This window comes from Pusillimonas caeni (assembly GCF_003545815.1).
GTDB classification, from domain to species: domain Bacteria; phylum Pseudomonadota; class Gammaproteobacteria; order Burkholderiales; family Burkholderiaceae_B; genus Pusillimonas; species Pusillimonas caeni.
Map to the genome: position 1 here is coordinate 189318 of NZ_PDUW01000002.1, position 15408 is coordinate 204725.

Annotated in this window: 16 protein-coding genes; 5 read left to right on the forward strand and 11 right to left on the reverse strand. The window is 59.5% G+C overall.

Features of this window, described 5'->3' with window-relative positions; genetic code table 11:
• Window positions 1-67: 67 nt before the first annotated feature.
• The 11 genes from CSC67_RS04570 to CSC67_RS04620 form a co-directional block, all read right to left on the reverse strand.
• Window positions 68-736, reverse strand: a complete 669-nt coding sequence (locus tag CSC67_RS04570) for an HD domain-containing protein (protein ID WP_118993349.1) — start codon at window positions 734-736, stop codon at window positions 68-70.
• 30 nt (window positions 737-766) lie between these two features.
• On the reverse strand, window positions 767-3172 hold the full coding sequence (locus CSC67_RS04575) for a xanthine dehydrogenase family protein molybdopterin-binding subunit (protein WP_118993350.1): 2406 nt from the start codon (window positions 3170-3172) through the stop codon (window positions 767-769).
• On the reverse strand, window positions 3166-3648 hold the full coding sequence (locus CSC67_RS04580; protein ID WP_245220122.1) for a (2Fe-2S)-binding protein: 483 nt from the start codon (window positions 3646-3648) through the stop codon (window positions 3166-3168). The genes CSC67_RS04575 and CSC67_RS04580 overlap by 7 nt, the downstream gene beginning before the upstream one ends.
• A gap of 23 nt (window positions 3649-3671) precedes the next feature.
• On the reverse strand, window positions 3672-4346 hold the full coding sequence (locus tag CSC67_RS04585) for an SRPBCC family protein (RefSeq protein ID WP_118993352.1): 675 nt from the start codon (window positions 4344-4346) through the stop codon (window positions 3672-3674).
• Between the two features lie 20 nt (window positions 4347-4366).
• Window positions 4367-5254: an FAD binding domain-containing protein gene (locus CSC67_RS04590; RefSeq protein WP_118993353.1), complete on the reverse strand. Its 888-nt coding sequence runs from the start codon at window positions 5252-5254 to the stop codon at window positions 4367-4369.
• A 5-nt stretch (window positions 5255-5259) separates the two neighbouring features.
• Complete coding sequence (locus tag CSC67_RS04595) at window positions 5260-6348, reverse strand: PEP/pyruvate-binding domain-containing protein (protein ID WP_118993354.1); 1089 nt, start codon at window positions 6346-6348, stop codon at window positions 5260-5262.
• On the reverse strand, window positions 6348-8186 hold the full coding sequence (locus CSC67_RS04600; protein WP_118993355.1) for a PEP-utilizing enzyme: 1839 nt from the start codon (window positions 8184-8186) through the stop codon (window positions 6348-6350). Before CSC67_RS04600 ends, CSC67_RS04595 begins: the two co-directional genes overlap by 1 nt.
• Before the next feature lie 42 nt (window positions 8187-8228).
• Window positions 8229-9251: an ABC transporter permease gene (locus CSC67_RS04605; RefSeq protein ID WP_118993356.1), complete on the reverse strand. Its 1023-nt coding sequence runs from the start codon at window positions 9249-9251 to the stop codon at window positions 8229-8231.
• Between the two features lie 3 nt (window positions 9252-9254).
• Complete coding sequence (locus CSC67_RS04610; RefSeq protein ID WP_245220123.1) at window positions 9255-10835, reverse strand: sugar ABC transporter ATP-binding protein; 1581 nt, start codon at window positions 10833-10835, stop codon at window positions 9255-9257.
• A 13-nt stretch (window positions 10836-10848) separates the two neighbouring features.
• Window positions 10849-11937: a TMAO reductase system periplasmic protein TorT gene (torT, locus tag CSC67_RS04615; RefSeq protein ID WP_118993357.1), complete on the reverse strand. Its 1089-nt coding sequence runs from the start codon at window positions 11935-11937 to the stop codon at window positions 10849-10851.
• 216 nt (window positions 11938-12153) lie between these two features.
• Entirely contained in the window at window positions 12154-12906 is a 753-nt protein-coding gene (locus tag CSC67_RS04620; protein WP_118993358.1) for a TetR/AcrR family transcriptional regulator, read from the reverse strand.
• Window positions 12907-13424: 518 nt separating this feature from the next.
• Between CSC67_RS04620 and rplN the strand changes: the two genes are divergently transcribed.
• From rplN to rpsH, 5 genes are read left to right on the forward strand one after another with little or no spacing between them, the layout of a single operon-like run.
• Window positions 13425-13793 carry a 50S ribosomal protein L14 gene (gene rplN / locus CSC67_RS04625; protein ID WP_017524009.1) on the forward strand — a complete coding sequence of 123 codons (369 nt, stop codon included), beginning with the start codon at window positions 13425-13427 and terminating at the stop codon, window positions 13791-13793.
• 9 nt (window positions 13794-13802) lie between these two features.
• Complete coding sequence (gene rplX / locus CSC67_RS04630; RefSeq protein WP_118993359.1) at window positions 13803-14123, forward strand: 50S ribosomal protein L24; 321 nt, start codon at window positions 13803-13805, stop codon at window positions 14121-14123.
• A gap of 12 nt (window positions 14124-14135) precedes the next feature.
• On the forward strand, window positions 14136-14675 hold the full coding sequence (gene rplE, locus CSC67_RS04635) for a 50S ribosomal protein L5 (RefSeq protein ID WP_118993360.1): 540 nt from the start codon (window positions 14136-14138) through the stop codon (window positions 14673-14675).
• Window positions 14676-14686: 11 nt separating this feature from the next.
• Complete coding sequence (rpsN, locus tag CSC67_RS04640; protein WP_118993361.1) at window positions 14687-14992, forward strand: 30S ribosomal protein S14; 306 nt, start codon at window positions 14687-14689, stop codon at window positions 14990-14992.
• Between the two features lie 11 nt (window positions 14993-15003).
• Entirely contained in the window at window positions 15004-15399 is a 396-nt protein-coding gene (gene rpsH, locus CSC67_RS04645; RefSeq protein ID WP_118993362.1) for a 30S ribosomal protein S8, read from the forward strand.
• The last annotated feature ends 9 nt before the right edge of the window (window positions 15400-15408 follow it).

Here is a 15408-nt window from a genome sequence, read left to right on the forward strand (position 1 = left end):
TGCCCTCGCCAAGGCGGGGGCAAGCTCCCCAGCCCGATACGGCGTTGCCGTGTCGGGCTTTTTTGCATCAGAGCCCGAGCAATACGGTTTTGTTGCCCGCGATGCGGCGCCGTTCCGCCAGGTTCATTTGCGCCACGTCGTTGCGGCCTTCAAGTGAGGCGATGGCCTCTCGATAGATGCCCAGAGCGTTCTCCATTGCTACGGTGGGACGGATGCGGGTCAGCATCCAGTCCAGCTTGTCGCATACTTTGCCATGGCTCAGTTTGCCCGAAGACGCCCATTCGTAAGCTAGCCAGTCGAGGGTATCGAACCAGGACAGCGAGTCGGCCGCCTGCAGGATGTCTTCCTCCGTATTGCCGCCGATTTCATGGCGTAGGACGAGCTGCCGTACACGACGTATGAATGCCTCTGGAACGGAGGGTTGCTTCCTGAGCCAGTCCTCAACGATGTCGGCAGACCGGATGGAATGGGCGAACAGGTAATCTGGATCGTCGAAAGAGGTATCCGGCGTGCCGGATGGTCCGCCGGGGAAGAATCGCTCGGCATCATGTACCAGCGCGGCGAATTTCAGTTCGGCCGAGGCGGTGGGAACCAGACGCATGGTCCAGGCGCGGGTGGATAAAAGATGCTCCAATTGATAGAACCCATCCAGCCAATTTATCGCCGCCAGTTCCAATACGCTGAAATCGGGATCCGCGAAGCGGCCCCTGAACCGGGCTTCCAATGATTGGTCCATTCTTGTTTCCTTACAGATTTCGTGAGGTATTCATTCGCAGCGCGGTGCGCGCAGAGCGTGCCATATAGCCTCGGGGGTGAGGGGAAGCGCCGAAATCTCCACTTGGAACTCGGCCAGCGCGTTGCAGACCGCATTGGTTACCGCTGCGGCTGGGGCGATGGTACCGACTTCGCCTACGCCCCGTATGCCCAGCGGGGTGACCGGAGAGGGAACTTCAGTATGCAAAAGCGTTATAGGCGGCGCGTCGGCGGCGGTGGGGGCGAAATAATCCATCATCGTGCCATTGAGCAACTGGCCTGTCTGCTCATCGTAAAGCAGCTCTTCGCCCAGGGCCGCGCCGAACCCTTGCATCAGAGCGCCGCGTACCTGACCTTCTACCAGCATGGGATTGATGACGGTTCCGCAGTCGTGCACCAATACGAAATTTTCAATTTCGAATTCTCCGGTCAGCGGGTCGACCAGTACCTTGGCGGCCGCCGTGCCGAACGCGAAAGCGGCCTCGGGCGGCTCGAAGTGGGTGGTGACTTCCAGACCAGGCGGCTCATCGGCGGGAATGCCTTGGCCCACGATGGCGCGCGTAAAGATCTGACTCAGGGGCATGCCGCGTTGAGCGTCCTGGCTATGGCGAACCTGGCGTCCCTCCAGGACGAGTTCGCTTTCGGCGCATTCCAGGGCCATGGCCGCGATGCGCAGGATTTTTGCGCGCAGTACCGTACCGGCTTCCTGAAGGGCGCCGGCCGAGGCGATCATGGTTCGCGATGCGAAAGACCCGGTGTTCAAAGGAGACGCCGCGGTGTCGCCGGAATGAACGCGGACGATGTCCATGTCCACGCCGAGTATGTCGGCGCATACCTGTGCCATGGCGGTTTCGGTGCTTTGGCCGATCGACGAGACGCCCGTGTAGATGTCGATGCCGCCCGAGCGGTTGGCGCGCAAGGTAAGGCTTTCGTGCGCTCCGAATTGCGAACCCCGCTTCATGAGAAAGCGTGCACTGGCGTAGCCGGTTCGCTCGATGAAGGAAGAAAACCCGATGCCCACTTTACGGCCGTCGGATAGCTCGTTCGACTTGGCGTTGCGATGCGCCTCATAGCCTATGGCGTCAGCGGCCATGTCCAGGCTCTTGGGGTAATCGCCGCTGTCGTAGACGGCGCCGCTGGCCGTGGTCCATGGAAGGTCTTCGGGACGCAACATGTTCTTGCGGCGCAGATCCAGGGGATCCATGCCGAGCTTGCGGGCCAGCCTGTCCATCAGGACTTCGCGGGCGAAGTTGACTTCGGGCTGGCCATAGCCACGGTAAGCGCCTATGGGAGTCTTGTTGGTCAGCGCCACGCGTCGGCGCACATAGGCGTCGCCCACCTTGTAGGGGCCGGCAAAAGTGACGCTGGATAGCTGGGATGAGCCGAAAGAAGAGTTCCAACCTCCGAGGTCGGTGACGTAATCATCGATGAGGGAGACGATGAGGCCGTCTTGTGTGGCGCCGATCTGATAGTCGTGCAGCGATTCACGGCCATGCGTGGCTGACCGGAAGTGTTCCAAGCGGTCTTCTATCCATTTGACGGGTTGACGCAGGGCCATGGCGTGCAGGGAGGCGAGTATGTCTTCGGGATAGACGCCCAGCTTCATGCCGAAGCCGCCGCCCACGTCGGACGCGGCGACTTCGATGCAGCTTTCTTCGATGCGCAGGATTTCGGCCAATTGCTTGCGCACCAGATGCGGTGTCTGGGTGGACATGCGCACAGAAAGCAGGCGTATGCCCGGCCGCCAGCTCGCCAGAATGCCCCGGGTCTCCATGGGAAGCGGCGTTACGCGATTGACGCGGAACCGGTCCTGTACCACGACGTCGGCTTCGCCGAGCTTTCGGTGGGCTTCACCGGCTTGATCCACGTTCTCGGCCAGGATGTTGCTGGCCAGAATACCGGGATGCAGTATCGGGGCTTCGGATTCGATCGTTTTTGCCGTATCGGTGATACAGGGTAGCGGCTCGTACTCGATATGGACGAGCTCGATGGCGTCTTCAGCGACAGCGCGCGTGGCCGCGGCGATGCTGACTACCGGTTGGCCTTCGTGCAGCGCCCTGCCTTGCGCCAGAGCGTAATAGGGCAGGGCGGCGGCACCCGGCACAGGGCGCAACACTGTCATGGGGCGGGTCGCTTCGACGATGTCTTCCGGACAAAGAATATGACGCACACCGGGCAACTGCATTGCTTCGGAAATATCGATGGAGACGATGCGCGCATGAGGAAAGGGGCAGCGGGCCACCGCCATCTCCAGCACGCGACTGGGCTGATCGTCATCCACATAATGCCCGTCTCCACGCAAAAGCCTCAGATCCTCGGTGCGCAGGATGGCGCGGCCGATGTGGCGGTGCGTGTCTCGGTCGGCATTGGGAGCCGTTGCCGGTGCTTCTTCGGGTTTGGTTATTACATGGTCTAGCATGGCAGTCCGTCGTCAATCATTTGATCGCCCAGGTACTGGGCTACGGCACGCACCGGTCCTTCGTAGCCGGTGCAGCGGCACAGAACGCCGCTCATTTCTTCCCGCAGCTCGGAAAGGGTGTAGCGCTTGCCGCTGTTCTTGAGATGGGTGGCCAGCATGAGAAAGCCGGGAGTACAGAAGCCGCATTGCAAGCCGTGGTGTTCTCGAAAAGCTTGCTGCAGCGCGTTCAATCCGCCGTTTTCCTCGAGCGATTCAACGGTACGTACGGTACAGTCGTCCAACTGCACCGCAAGCATCAGGCAGGACTTCACTGCGACGCCATCGACCACAATGGTGCACATGCCGCATACGCCCTGCTCGCAGCCGATGTGAACACCGGTCAGGCCGCAGCGTTTGCGCAGGAAATCGGCGGCATGCATACGTACAGGCACGGCCTCGGCAATGTCGTCGCCGTTGATGTCTGCCTGAATTTCCATGACATTGGTTTCTTTCATCATGGCTAACCTTGAGCGATGACGTGGTACAGAACGAAAAGCGAAACGATGAAAGTGGCCACGCTGAAAGAGGCGGCGACTTTATTCCAGGGGTCGTCCGTTTGCTGCCGAGCCACAAGAGATTGGTTTGTCGCGGCGGCTTCGGCCGCCGCGCGTGCCGAAGCCGCTCTGCCGGCGCGGCTCGGAGCAAGCGTGGCGACCGGCGTTTCGGAGCCGTCAGGTGCGGTCGGCGAGCCGCCGACAAGAACCGACGATAGGTTGGCGGCAAACTGCGCGGTGAGCTTTTCGGCCTGCTTGGCGATGATGCGCTGGCCTACGCTGCCCAGTGCTCCGGCCAGAGCCGCATCGCCTTCGACCGTGACGTGGGTCGAGCCGGCGTTATCGTTCAGCGTAACGGTGTTAGTAGCGCGAAAGTTGCCCACCGCGCCGCGTACCGCCTTGCCTATCAGTGTGAACTGAATGACTTTTGGCGGAGTGCGTTTAGTGATGCGAACGCTGGTGTCGAAGCTGGCCGAAATAGGGCCGACCTTCTGAGTCATGCGTACAGAGAGCTGATCGGGGTCGATGACCTGGATGTCGTCGATGCCAGGCATGCACTTGGCGACTTCGTCGGCTCGCTGGAAGAAGTCCCAGACGGGCTGGATGGCTTCATCAACGGTGAACTCCTGTTTGTATTTCATGTACGACTCTCATGCGAAACTTAGTTGACGGGGGCCCTGAGGAAGGCGCCGAGTGATTCTTCCCGGATGTCGGCCAGTGTTTTGCGCACATACACTTGCAGCAGATGCTGGCGATACGGTCCCGACGCGCGGATATCGGTGGGCGGGTCGGCCTGCTCGGCTGCCAGCCGCGCCGCGTCGGCAATGTCGTCATCGGTAAGGCGGGTACCATTGAGCCGGGCCGCGGCATGGCTTGCCAGCATGGGGGTGTCGTTGACACCGCCCAGGCCGATGCGGACGCCCTCCCAGTTGCCCGAGTCGTCGACCGAGCCGACTACAGCCACGGACACGACAGCGAAATCGTTATGGCGGCGGTTTACCTCGCGGAACGCATAGAACGGAGGATGCTGCGGATAATGGACGCCAACGAGCATTTCGTCGGGCTCGAGCACCGTGGCGTAAGAGCCCTCGTAAAAGGACCCCATGGGAATCCGCCTTTCGCCGCGCACGCTGACGGCGTGTACGGTGGCGCCCAATGTCAGGGCCGCCAGGGGCATTTCGCCGGTAGGATCTCCTTGCACCAGGCTGCCGCCTAGGGTGCCGCGATGCCGTACCTGGCGGTCGCCCACGTGGCGAATCATTTCAGCCAGCAAGGGCAGGCGTTGAGCGATGACATCGGAATGCTCGATGGTGTCGTAGCGTACCCTGGCGCCCAGAACGGTGTCTTTACCGTGGCTTTCGATATCGTCCAGCCCCGGAATGCGGTTGATGTCGATCAATGCCGAAGGACGCCACAAACGCATGTTCAGCATGGGGATCAGGCTTTGGCCACCCGACAATATGCGGGCGTTGCCTTCATACTCGCTTAACAGCCTGATGGCTTCCTCCACCGAGGAAGGCCGGTGATAAATGAAATCGGGAGCCTTCATGGGGACTATTTCCTGCCGGATTCGACCAGGCTTTGCCCTCCGGTCATGCGCTTGAGTACGTAATCGACCGGCGACTTGACGCGTGTGATGGGTTGGACGGGCTTGCTGCTCCACACGGTTTCAGGCCTGACTTGCAGTACCTGCATTCGCAAGGCATCGTCTACCGCCCACTCGATATCCTGCGGAGCACCGCGGTCTTTTTCGACCTGCTTGGCAAACTTGGCGAGTTCGATCACGGTTTCATCCGGCAGGCAGATTGCATCCTGGCGATCGGCTTCGACTTCGCAGAAGCCGACTTCGCCGGTCTCGGCGTCGAAGCGATACTCGTGCGTCTGGGTATGAGGCGAGCGTTTGAGTACCTGCAAAGTGACTTTGTCCACTTTGAACTGGGTGGGTGTTACGTCGCCCTTGACGACGCCTTCGCCCAGCCCCCAGCATGACTCGATGACGATCTTGGAGCGGTCGCCGGTAATGGGGTCCAGCGTAAACATGACCCCGGCCGAGCGTGCTTGCACCATCTGTTGTATGCCCACGCATATGGCGAAATCCGACAGGGCGGCGACCTGTTGATCGTCGTGACGGTAGGTCAGGACGGTGTCGCTGAACATGCCCGCCCAGCATTCGCGGGTATAGCGCAGGACATGCTCGATATCGGATATCCATAGAAAGGTTTCGTACTGGCCGGCAAAACTGGCGCCGGCCAGGTCTTCGGATTCGCCGCTGGAGCGCACCGCCACCGGCACGTCGATGACGCCGGTGCGCTCTTCGAGCTTGCTGTATGCGCGGCTGATGTCATTGCGCAATTCGTCCGGCATGGGTGCGTTCATGATGCGTTCGATGAGCCCGCTGGTTTCGCCCTTGAGCTTGGCGGGCTCGATCTCGGTGGCGATCTTGCGCACGCGCCGGATCTCGTCGTCAAGGCCGGCCGCCTTGACGAATGACCGGAACGCGTGAGTGGTTATGCCGAACCCGGGCGGCACGGCGTAACCTGCGGCGATCGATGTGGCCAGACTGGAAAACTTGCCCCCCAGGCAGGGGTTGCTGTTGGCCTGGGGGTCATCCAGCCACAAGATGTTGGGTGTTGCATCAGACATCAAACTGCCTCCTCTAGGCGTGTAACAGTGCCGAAGTTGCCATCCACTTCGATCAGATCGCCTGTTTTGAACGTTTTGGATGCGAATCCGGTGCCCACCACCGCGGGCAGGCCGTATTCGCGCGAGATGATGGCGGTGTGGGCCATCATGCCTCCTACATCTGAGACCGCGGCGCTGATCATGGGAAACACCGGCGCCCAGCTCGGCGCGGTAATGCGGCAGATGAGGATTTCTCCTTTTTGAACCTCGTACAGTTGTTGCGGATCGTTGATGACCCGTGCGCGGCCTTTGACCTTGCCCGGCGAAGCGGCCACGCCCTTCAGGATGTTGGACGAGTCCTGGCCGACGCTGAGCCATTCCTCGACGGTTTCCTGCGTAATGCCAAAGAGCATGATGGTCAGCGGCTCGGTGATGGCGGTTGGCGGTTTGCCCAGGGCCGGAGGGGGCGACCACTTGGCGAGCGCGTCGCGCAGCCGGCGGCGGCGCTCGACAATGGGTTTCCAGTACACTTCGCCGCGCGGTTGCGTACCTGTGGCCCAGCCGATCAGCAGGTCGTACAGGGCGTCGCTGACTTCATGGCGGTGGAGATAGAAGATGTCCTCGCGGTCGTTGAAGAAGCCGCTGGCAACGAAGAGGTCGCCCAGTTCGCGCACCTTGGCCCAGAAGATGGAGTGATGCCAGTGCTCTACATAGAAGTTGTGGTCTTCGACGAAGGGGAAAACCTTGCGGGCAAGGTTGACGAGGCCATCGAAAGCTTCGCGATCTTCGTCGGTGGGCAGCAACTCGCGGTATTCGGCTGTGACGCGCGCCCGCTTTTCCAGGATTTCGTCAAGAGGGCGATCGACGTTCTCGCCCCGCCGCACGGCGTCTATGTAGCCGCGCATAGCCGTAAAGGGCAGGCGCATGTCGGTCATCCAGACGGGATCGGAATGCGTGTATCCCACGCCGGTCGAATACCAGAACCACGGATCTTTCGAGGCATTGAGCGACTCGACCCATTTGCGGCCGTCGACGCTTTTCTGAAGCTGCTCGATGGCTTTCTCGGGACTGGCGTTGTCGCTGATGGCTTTGTCGACCTTGAGCTCGACGGCCAGCTTGGCCAGGCGGCGTAGTTCGTCGTCGGGGCGGAACAGCATGATGTCGATGCCGCTGACCATATCGGTGACGGTCTGGTCGGCGATGCCGGGGAACACGCTTTGGCAGTATTCGCGGAAAGTAAGATAAGCGCCATAACCCAGGTTGAGCATCTCGAAGTGGTACGAACCCATCTCCAGCATGTTTTCAATGAGCCGGTTGTATTTGCACAGCAGATCGTGGCTGGAATACAGGCCCCGATGGCCCATGACGTATTCTTCTTTTTCGTATTCGGGAAGCGGAGTGAATTCGATCTGCTTGAGTCGGTCGATGCAGTCTTTTGCCTTGACCTTCCAGTTTTCGAATATTTCGTCCCAGTTTTCGTAGTAATGCCCGGCCCGGCGAGTGAAATACTCCTGGCGCTCGGCTACCTTGACGGGATCGTCACAGACGTTGGGACTGACATACAGATAGCCATTGACCACTCGCTGGTCTACGCCGATGGCAGGGGGGAAGGCCCAGACGCGATTGGTCATCTGGCTGAGCGCGACCCACCAGTTTTCGGTCATGATCGTATCGAAGGGGTACAGCGGCTCCGGGTTGTGCATGCCGTCAAAGAACCAGAACTTGGATTCTTCCAGTTCCTTCCGTTCGGGGCTGATCAGGCAGTAATAAGGGTACAGCTCTTCCCAGCCTTTGGCCCCCTCAGGGGTCGGCAGCTCGAACGGGCTCGGGAAGGAAGCGTTGTTTTCCGCAGTGCTCATTAATGGACTCCTTTGGTTTGATGCACTAATGGTTTCGTGGTTCTAGTGGCGGCGTTCGTTGCCGCGTAATTGGTCGACGGCAATGGCTATGATGAGCACGGCGCCGATGATGATGGTTTGCAGATAGCTGTTGACCCTGAGCAGGTTCATGCCGTTCGAAAGCGCGGTAATAAAGATGGCGCCCAGCACGACGTTGCGCAACAGGCCGCGCCCTCCGGTCAACGATACGCCGGCGATCAGGCACGCTGCGATCGAGTTCAGGATGAGTTCGGTTCCGCCCAATGTGGCTTCGCCGCTTTCGGTGCGGGCGGTAAGCAGCACCCCGCCGATGCCGACGATGGTGCCGGCCATGACATACACCGCCACTTGCTGCAGGGACGTACGCACGCCGGAAAGCCTGGCGGCCTTCTGGTTGCTTCCGATGGCGTAGAGATAGCGTCCGGAGCGGGTCCAATTGAGCAGCAAGTATGCGAATGCCACGATCAATGCCGCATACAAGGTCGGTACGGGAACGCCGAATAGAGAGTCATAGGCCAGGGAATTGCCGAATTGTTCAGGAAGGCCCGAAATGCTGTAGCCGCCCGAAATGTAAAGGGCCAGTCCCGAGGCCATGGACAAGGTTCCAAGGGTCATGACGAAAGGCGTGACCCGCAGCACCGAGACGCCGATTCCATTGAATAACCCCACCAGGGCACCGGTAAGAATGCCGCAACCCACGGCGACGGCTACCGCCGTGTGGACGGCATGCGGATCTATGCCCAACATGTACTTCATGATAGTTGCGGTGACCACGCTTACCAGTGCTACATTGCTGCCGACTGAAAGGTCGATGCCGCCGGTGATCAGCACCAGAAACTGCGCGACGCAGATGATGACGAGATAGGTCGACTGACGCGTAAGATTGAATAAATTCGCTTCGGAGACGAAGCGCGGTTCGAGGACGCCGAAAAGCAGGATCAGGCCCAGCAGCAGGAACGGCATCATTCCGATGGAGGAGCCGAGTTGCTGCCAGTCGAGTCTTCGGGCTTTGGGCGTGCCGTCGATATCGGCGGACATGACGTTCATTTTTTATTCCTTCACAAAAAAGCCCGAGAGGGCCTCTTCTTCGTTCTTGCGTTCGTTTACGAGTTCGTCCACGATTGCACCCTCGCGCACGACATAGACGCGGTTGGACAGGCTGAGCACTTCGGGCAGATCGGAGCTGATGAGCAGCACGGCCATCCCTTCGCCCACCAGCTGTTCAAGGACAGCATAGATCTCGGCTTTTGCATTGACGTCGATACCGACGGTGGGCTCATCCAGAATCAGCAGGCGTGGGCGCCGGGCCAGGAAACGGCCCAATAGCGCCTTTTGCATATTGCCGCCCGAAAAGCTGCGCGCCGCTCGTTCGATGTCGAGCGGCATGAGGGACATGCGACGGGCCATGGCGAAGGATTCACGCTTTTCGGCCTTGCGCGCCAACAGGCCTTTTTTGCGCAAGGCGGGCAAGGCCAGCGAAGCCAGCGAAAGGTTTTCACGCACATTGCGCGTCAGCAGCATGCCCTCGTGGATTCGATCGTTTGTGACGTAGGCAACACCCGATTCGATGAAGCGGCCGGGTGCGCTTTTTTGTTGTTCGACCCCATCTACTCGTATCGATCCGGCGATTTTGGGCTCGATGCCGAAGCACGCCCGGCCAATCTCGGACTTGCCGCAGCCGACCAGACCGGCAAGCCCGACGATTTCGCCGCTTCGTACGGTAATCGAGGCGTGCTTGACCAGACCCTTTGACGTTTCCAGACCCGATACCTCGAGTACGGGCTCGCCGGGCTGAAACCGGATGTGCGGATAAAAGCCTCCGAAGCTGCGCCCCGTCATGAGTTCGACCAGCTGGGTCTTGTCGGTATTGGCCGCCCGCACCGTCTTGATGAAGCGGCCGTCGCGCATGACGGTGACCCGGTCGCCGATCGCCTGGATTTCGCTGATGCGATGAGAAATATAGATGATGCCCACGCCTTGGCTTTTCAGGGCACGGATCAGTGTGAAAAGCTGGCCCGTCTCGACCTCGGTTAACGAGGCGGTGGGCTCGTCCAGTATCAGAATGCGCGGATTGCTCAGCGCCGCCTTGGCGATTTCAACCATTTGGCATTCGGCGCGTGACAAGCCGCTTACCCGGGCCCGCACGGAAATATTGAAGCCGAGGCGCTGGAAGTGCGCCTTGGCCAATTCGTGCATGGCCTGCTTTTTGAGCAGACCGGCCCAGCTGCAGAACTCATTGGCCAGGAAGAGATTTTCTTCGACGGTCAGGTCGGGAGCCAGGCTGAATTCTTGGTGCACCACCGACACGCCGGCTTTGCGCGCCTCTTGGACCGAGCGAAACACCGCCGACTTGCCATCTATGAGAAGCTGTCCCGATGACGGAGCAAGCGCCCCGCAGATGATGTTCATCAAGGTGGATTTGCCGGCGCCGTTTTCGCCGAACAGAACATGCACTTCGCCTGCGTGCACATCCAGGCTCATGTCGGTCAGGGCTTGCACCCCCGGGAATTGACGGCTGACGTTGCGTACCTGAAGCAGCGCATGCGTGGCTGGAGCGCTCTCGCCCGGCTCGAAGCACGCGGCTTCGGCCGGTAGCAAGGCGCCTGCGAGTATGCTGGGCGTCGCGTTCATTGAGCTGCCTGCCTCATTTGACCTCGAAGTAGGGGGACCAGCCCTCGGGCGCCAGCGAAAGGTCGCGGTCGTAGGTTTTGACGGTTTCCTGATCGATCATGGTGAAGCCGGTGTCTACGTCGAGCATGACCGGTTTCTTCTCGAGGATGCGGACGAGTTGGTCGATGGCGGCGCGAGCCTGGGCGGCGGTGTAGTCCGAAGCGATGGCTTTTACGGTGCCGTCGCGCAGTCCGGCTTCTGTTTCAGGAGTGGTGTATGAGGAAATCAAAGAAATGTCGCCGCGGTTCTTTTCTTTGAGCACCTGTATGCCGGCAGCAATGCCGGGGGCGATTCCGGCGATGTAGTCGACATCGGGATAAGCCAGCAGTGCGTCTTCGATGAGCGGAATCTGCGCCGCTTTGCTGGGCTCGCCCCAGATCACCTTCAGTACTTCGATGTTGGCGGCGTCTTTGACAGTTGCGACGAAGCCGTCGGCCGAGTCTTTCGACCAGCGCGGCGCTTCGGGTCCGCCAAGCCATATGACCTTGATGTCTTTGCTGCCTGGCGGATGCTGTTGCTTCAGATACTCGCCCACCAGCCTGCCCGCGTCGAACCAGTTGCCCTGGGCCCTGGCCGCAACGCGATCCGAGGTGACGTCGCCGCCGGTGATGGCGACCGGCACGCCTTGGTCGGCCGCCTTGGCGATCGTGCGGTTCAGGCCGGTGGCAGAAATGGCGACCATGGCGATGCCGTCGGCGCCGGAACTGATGCAGTCTTCCATCTGGGAGATTTGCGTGGGCAGCTCGGTATAGCCGCCGGCGGCGAATACGTTGAGAGCGGCGCCCTTGGCTTCGGCTTCTTTGACTGCGCCGTAGGTCATGGACAGGTAGTAAGGGTCTTTGGTGTGCGGAAACAGCACGCACAGGCGCCACTTTTTGCTGACTTCCGACTTGGGCAGCGGCTGATAAAGAGCTTCTTTCCAGACTCCATCGGTCGAGAAAGCGGGGGCTCTTTCTTTTACGGGAAATTGCCAGCTGCTTGAGGCGTCATCGGCTGTGGCGACGCCCGCGGCGCTTAGCAAGGCCGCCCCCAGCCATAGCGACAGAAAACTGTTGTTCTTCATGTGTGTCTCCTCGTTCTCTTGGAAATCGGACGAACGCCGATCAATAAAACGGTCGAACGACCAATTTAAAGCACAAAAAAAATGCGAACTGCAACCTCATCGCTATATCGCTCCGGTGTGTTCTTTTTGCGCTTCGAAAGAAATTGTTCAGCTGACCGAAAAGCCACTTTGACACATAAGAAGTGGTTTTGTGATCGGTATTTTCCCTAGAGCGAACTACATGGGAGTAGAAGGAGCCTGCAGGCCGTGCACCAGGAAATTGCTGAGCCTGGCGATCATTTCGTCGAGGCTGTCCTCGCGGTAGCGGCCACGTGAGAAGTGTTCGAGATATCCCAGGCCCGAGAAGGTGTACAGGCATACGCCCACCATGAACATCATGCGCCAGTGAATGTCAGCCGGGTCGACATCCGGCAAGACCTTCTCCAGCACTTCAAGGTAATGGGAGACCGACTCATCGTAGATTTCACGGCGTAGCTGGCCGGACAATTCTTCGGGCTCATTGTGCAGGCGAGCCTGGAGCCGGACATAAGCGATGCCGCGCGGGCCGCTATGCAGCAAGCTGAACTGGGGCAGCAGAAAAGCCCGCACCAACTGCGCAAGGGGCGGCAAGCCATCGTGCTTCTTCAGCAGCGTTTCGAGATTGCGCATGCGCTGCTGGGACAGCGCCATGGCGCGATGCTTGATCACCGATTCGAAAAGACGTCGCTTAGTCTTAAAGTAATATGAGATCATCGATTGGCGAACGCCGGCCTGGGCTGCGATGTCCCGGGTGGAGGTGAGCGCATAGCCATGCTCGGCGAACAGAGTTTCGGCGACATCGATGATTTGGCTGCGAATGTCGCGATCGACGGTGGGCCGGCCGGGACGCTTTTCGCGAGGCTGGGAAGCGGCATCATCGATAGGACTGAGTCCGTCGTTGCGCAGCGAGGCCATTCTGCCTTCTTTGATGACCCACGAAGACTTGAGCATTGGATTCCTTGGTAGAACGTTCGACGTTTATATTATTAGCTAAATGTGGTGGGTCCAGGGCGGGCTGTCGCTGTCCCGCCAGCCCGAGCGTTATATATATAAATACATAACGAGATCCCTTCATCCACTTTTTGCCAACATATTGCGATATAGGACTTGCAAACTTTATATATCGACGTTAAGATAGACGACTTGCTGGCAAGAGCGTAGCGACCTTTAATGGGTGCTGTAAGCCATACAGGTTGGGCCGGAGGCGTTAAGTTGTAAACCCGCCAACCCCCGATTGCTGTATGGCCGCCGCTGGTAAGTACGCAGCAAAAAAGCAGCGAAAGCAGTAAATACGCAGTAAACACACGCAAGATTTCAACCCAGGGTTTGGGGTCGGCAGGCTTGAAATTGCACATTGAAAGCAACTTTTAGGCGGTTGGCCTTGGGCCTGACGGGACCAAAACTGGTTGGGCATTGTTCCGGGGCGGGGCCTCGGTAAAAAGCTTGGCTAAGTTGGAACAGGAAAAATCATGATACAAATGCAGACCACGCTGGACGTGGCCGACAACACGGGTGCACGTTCCGTTATGTGCATCAAGGTGCTGGGCGGCTCGAAGCGCCGTTATGCCGCGATCGGCGACGTGATCAAAGTTAGCGTCAAGGATGCGGCTCCGCGCGGACGCGTCAAGAAAGGCGAAATTTACAACGCTGTGGTGGTTCGCACCGCCAAGGGCGTGCGCCGCAAAGACGGCTCGTTGATTAAGTTTGGCGGCAATGCCGCCGTTTTGCTCAACGCTAAACTGGAACCCATCGGTACCCGCATCTTCGGACCCGTCACGCGCGAACTGCGTACGGAAAAGTTCATGAAGATCGTGTCGCTGGCTCCGGAAGTGCTGTAAGGAGCCACCATGGAAAAAATCCGTAAAGGCGACGAGGTCATCGTGCTGACCGGTCGCGACAAAACCCGCCGCGGCACCGTGCTGCAGCGCGTCGACGCCGACCACGTGCTGGTCGAAGGCATCAACGTCGTCAAGAAGCATGTCAAGGCTAACCCGATGGCCGGCTCGCAGGGCGGCATCGTTGACAAGACCATGCCTATCCACATCTCCAATGTGGCGATCTTCAATCCCGAGACCGGCAAGGCCGATCGCGTGGGGATCAAAGAAGTCGACGGCCGCAAAGTTCGTGTATTTCGTTCCAGCGGCGCAGTCGTTGGCGCTAAGGCTTAAGGGGCGAACAAGATGGCTCGTTTACAAGAGTTCTACCGTAACAAGGTCATGGCCGACCTGCAGTCGCAGTTCGGCTACAAAAGTGTCATGGAAGTGCCGCGCATCAGCAAGATCACGCTCAACATGGGCGTGTCCGAAGCCGTGGCCGACAAAAAGGTCATCGAGCACGCTGTGTCCGACCTGACCAAGATCGCCGGCCAGAAGCCCGTGGTCACCAAGACGCGCAAGTCCATCGCCGGGTTCAAGATCCGCGAAGACTATCCCATCGGTTGCATGGTCACCTTGCGTGGCCGCCGTATGTACGAATTCCTCGACCGCCTGATCGCCGTCGCGCTGCCGCGCGTTCGCGACTTCCGCGGTGTGTCGGGTCGTGCGTTCGATGGTCGCGGCAACTACAACGTCGGGGTTAAAGAGCAAATCATTTTCCCTGAAATCGAATACGACAAGATCGACGCGGTTCGTGGTCTGAACATCAGCATCACCACCACCGCCAAGACCGACGAAGAAGCCAAGGCGCTGTTGACGGCCTTCAGCTTCCCGTTCCGCAATTAAGGGGCGATGACGTGGCTAAACTTTCCCTCATCAATCGCGACATCAAGCGCGCCAAGCTGGCAGACAAATACGCCGCCAAGCGCGCCGCATTGAAAGCAATCATCAACGATCAGTCCAAGTCCGACGAAGAGCGCTACCAGGCTCGCCTGCAACTGCAGCAACTGCCTCGCAACGCCAATCCGACCCGCCAGCGCAACCGCTGCGCGGTCACCGGTCGTCCGCGTGGCGTTTACAGCAAGTTCGGTTTGACTCGTCACAAGCTGCGCGAAATGGCGCTGCGCGGCGAAGTCCCGGGCATGACCAAAGCTAGCTGGTAGGAGAAATACACATGAGCATGAGCGATCCCATCGCCGACATGTTGACCCGCGTGCGCAACGCGCAGCAAGTCAACAAGACGTCGGTCAGCATGCCCTCCTCCAAGCTGAAGGTAGCTATTGCTACCGTGCTGAAGGACGAAGGCTACATCGATAGTTTCCAGGTCGTCGGCGACTCGGCCAAGCCGGTCCTCGAGATCACCCTCAAGTACTACGCCGGCCGTCCGGTCATCGAGCGCATCGAACGCGTCTCGCGCCCCGGCCTGCGTATCTACAAGGGCCGCACGGCCATCCCTCAGGTCATGAACGGCCTAGGCGTGGCCATCGTTTCCACGCCTCGTGGCGTGATGACCGATCGCAAGGCACGCGCCACCGGCGTGGGCGGCGAAGTGTTGTGCTACGTTGCATAAGGAGATTCA

Coding starts and splice junctions, on each gene's coding strand:
- CSC67_RS04570 (WP_118993349.1), bottom strand. CDS start 736: ATGGACCAATCATTGGAAGCCCGGTTCAGGGGCCGCTTCGCGGATCCC.
- CSC67_RS04575 (WP_118993350.1), bottom strand. CDS start 3,172: ATGCTAGACCATGTAATAACCAAACCCGAAGAAGCACCGGCAACGGCT.
- CSC67_RS04580 (WP_245220122.1), bottom strand. CDS start 3,648: ATGGAAATTCAGGCAGACATCAACGGCGACGACATTGCCGAGGCCGTG.
- CSC67_RS04585 (WP_118993352.1), bottom strand. CDS start 4,346: ATGAAATACAAACAGGAGTTCACCGTTGATGAAGCCATCCAGCCCGTC.
- CSC67_RS04590 (WP_118993353.1), bottom strand. CDS start 5,254: ATGAAGGCTCCCGATTTCATTTATCACCGGCCTTCCTCGGTGGAGGAA.
- CSC67_RS04595 (WP_118993354.1), bottom strand. CDS start 6,348: ATGTCTGATGCAACACCCAACATCTTGTGGCTGGATGACCCCCAGGCC.
- CSC67_RS04600 (WP_118993355.1), bottom strand. CDS start 8,186: ATGAGCACTGCGGAAAACAACGCTTCCTTCCCGAGCCCGTTCGAGCTG.
- CSC67_RS04605 (WP_118993356.1), bottom strand. CDS start 9,251: ATGAACGTCATGTCCGCCGATATCGACGGCACGCCCAAAGCCCGAAGA.
- CSC67_RS04610 (WP_245220123.1), bottom strand. CDS start 10,835: ATGAACGCGACGCCCAGCATACTCGCAGGCGCCTTGCTACCGGCCGAA.
- torT (WP_118993357.1), bottom strand. CDS start 11,937: ATGAAGAACAACAGTTTTCTGTCGCTATGGCTGGGGGCGGCCTTGCTA.
- CSC67_RS04620 (WP_118993358.1), bottom strand. CDS start 12,906: ATGCTCAAGTCTTCGTGGGTCATCAAAGAAGGCAGAATGGCCTCGCTG.
- rplN (WP_017524009.1), top strand. CDS start 13,425: ATGATACAAATGCAGACCACGCTGGACGTGGCCGACAACACGGGTGCA.
- rplX (WP_118993359.1), top strand. CDS start 13,803: ATGGAAAAAATCCGTAAAGGCGACGAGGTCATCGTGCTGACCGGTCGC.
- rplE (WP_118993360.1), top strand. CDS start 14,136: ATGGCTCGTTTACAAGAGTTCTACCGTAACAAGGTCATGGCCGACCTG.
- rpsH (WP_118993362.1), top strand. CDS start 15,004: ATGAGCATGAGCGATCCCATCGCCGACATGTTGACCCGCGTGCGCAAC.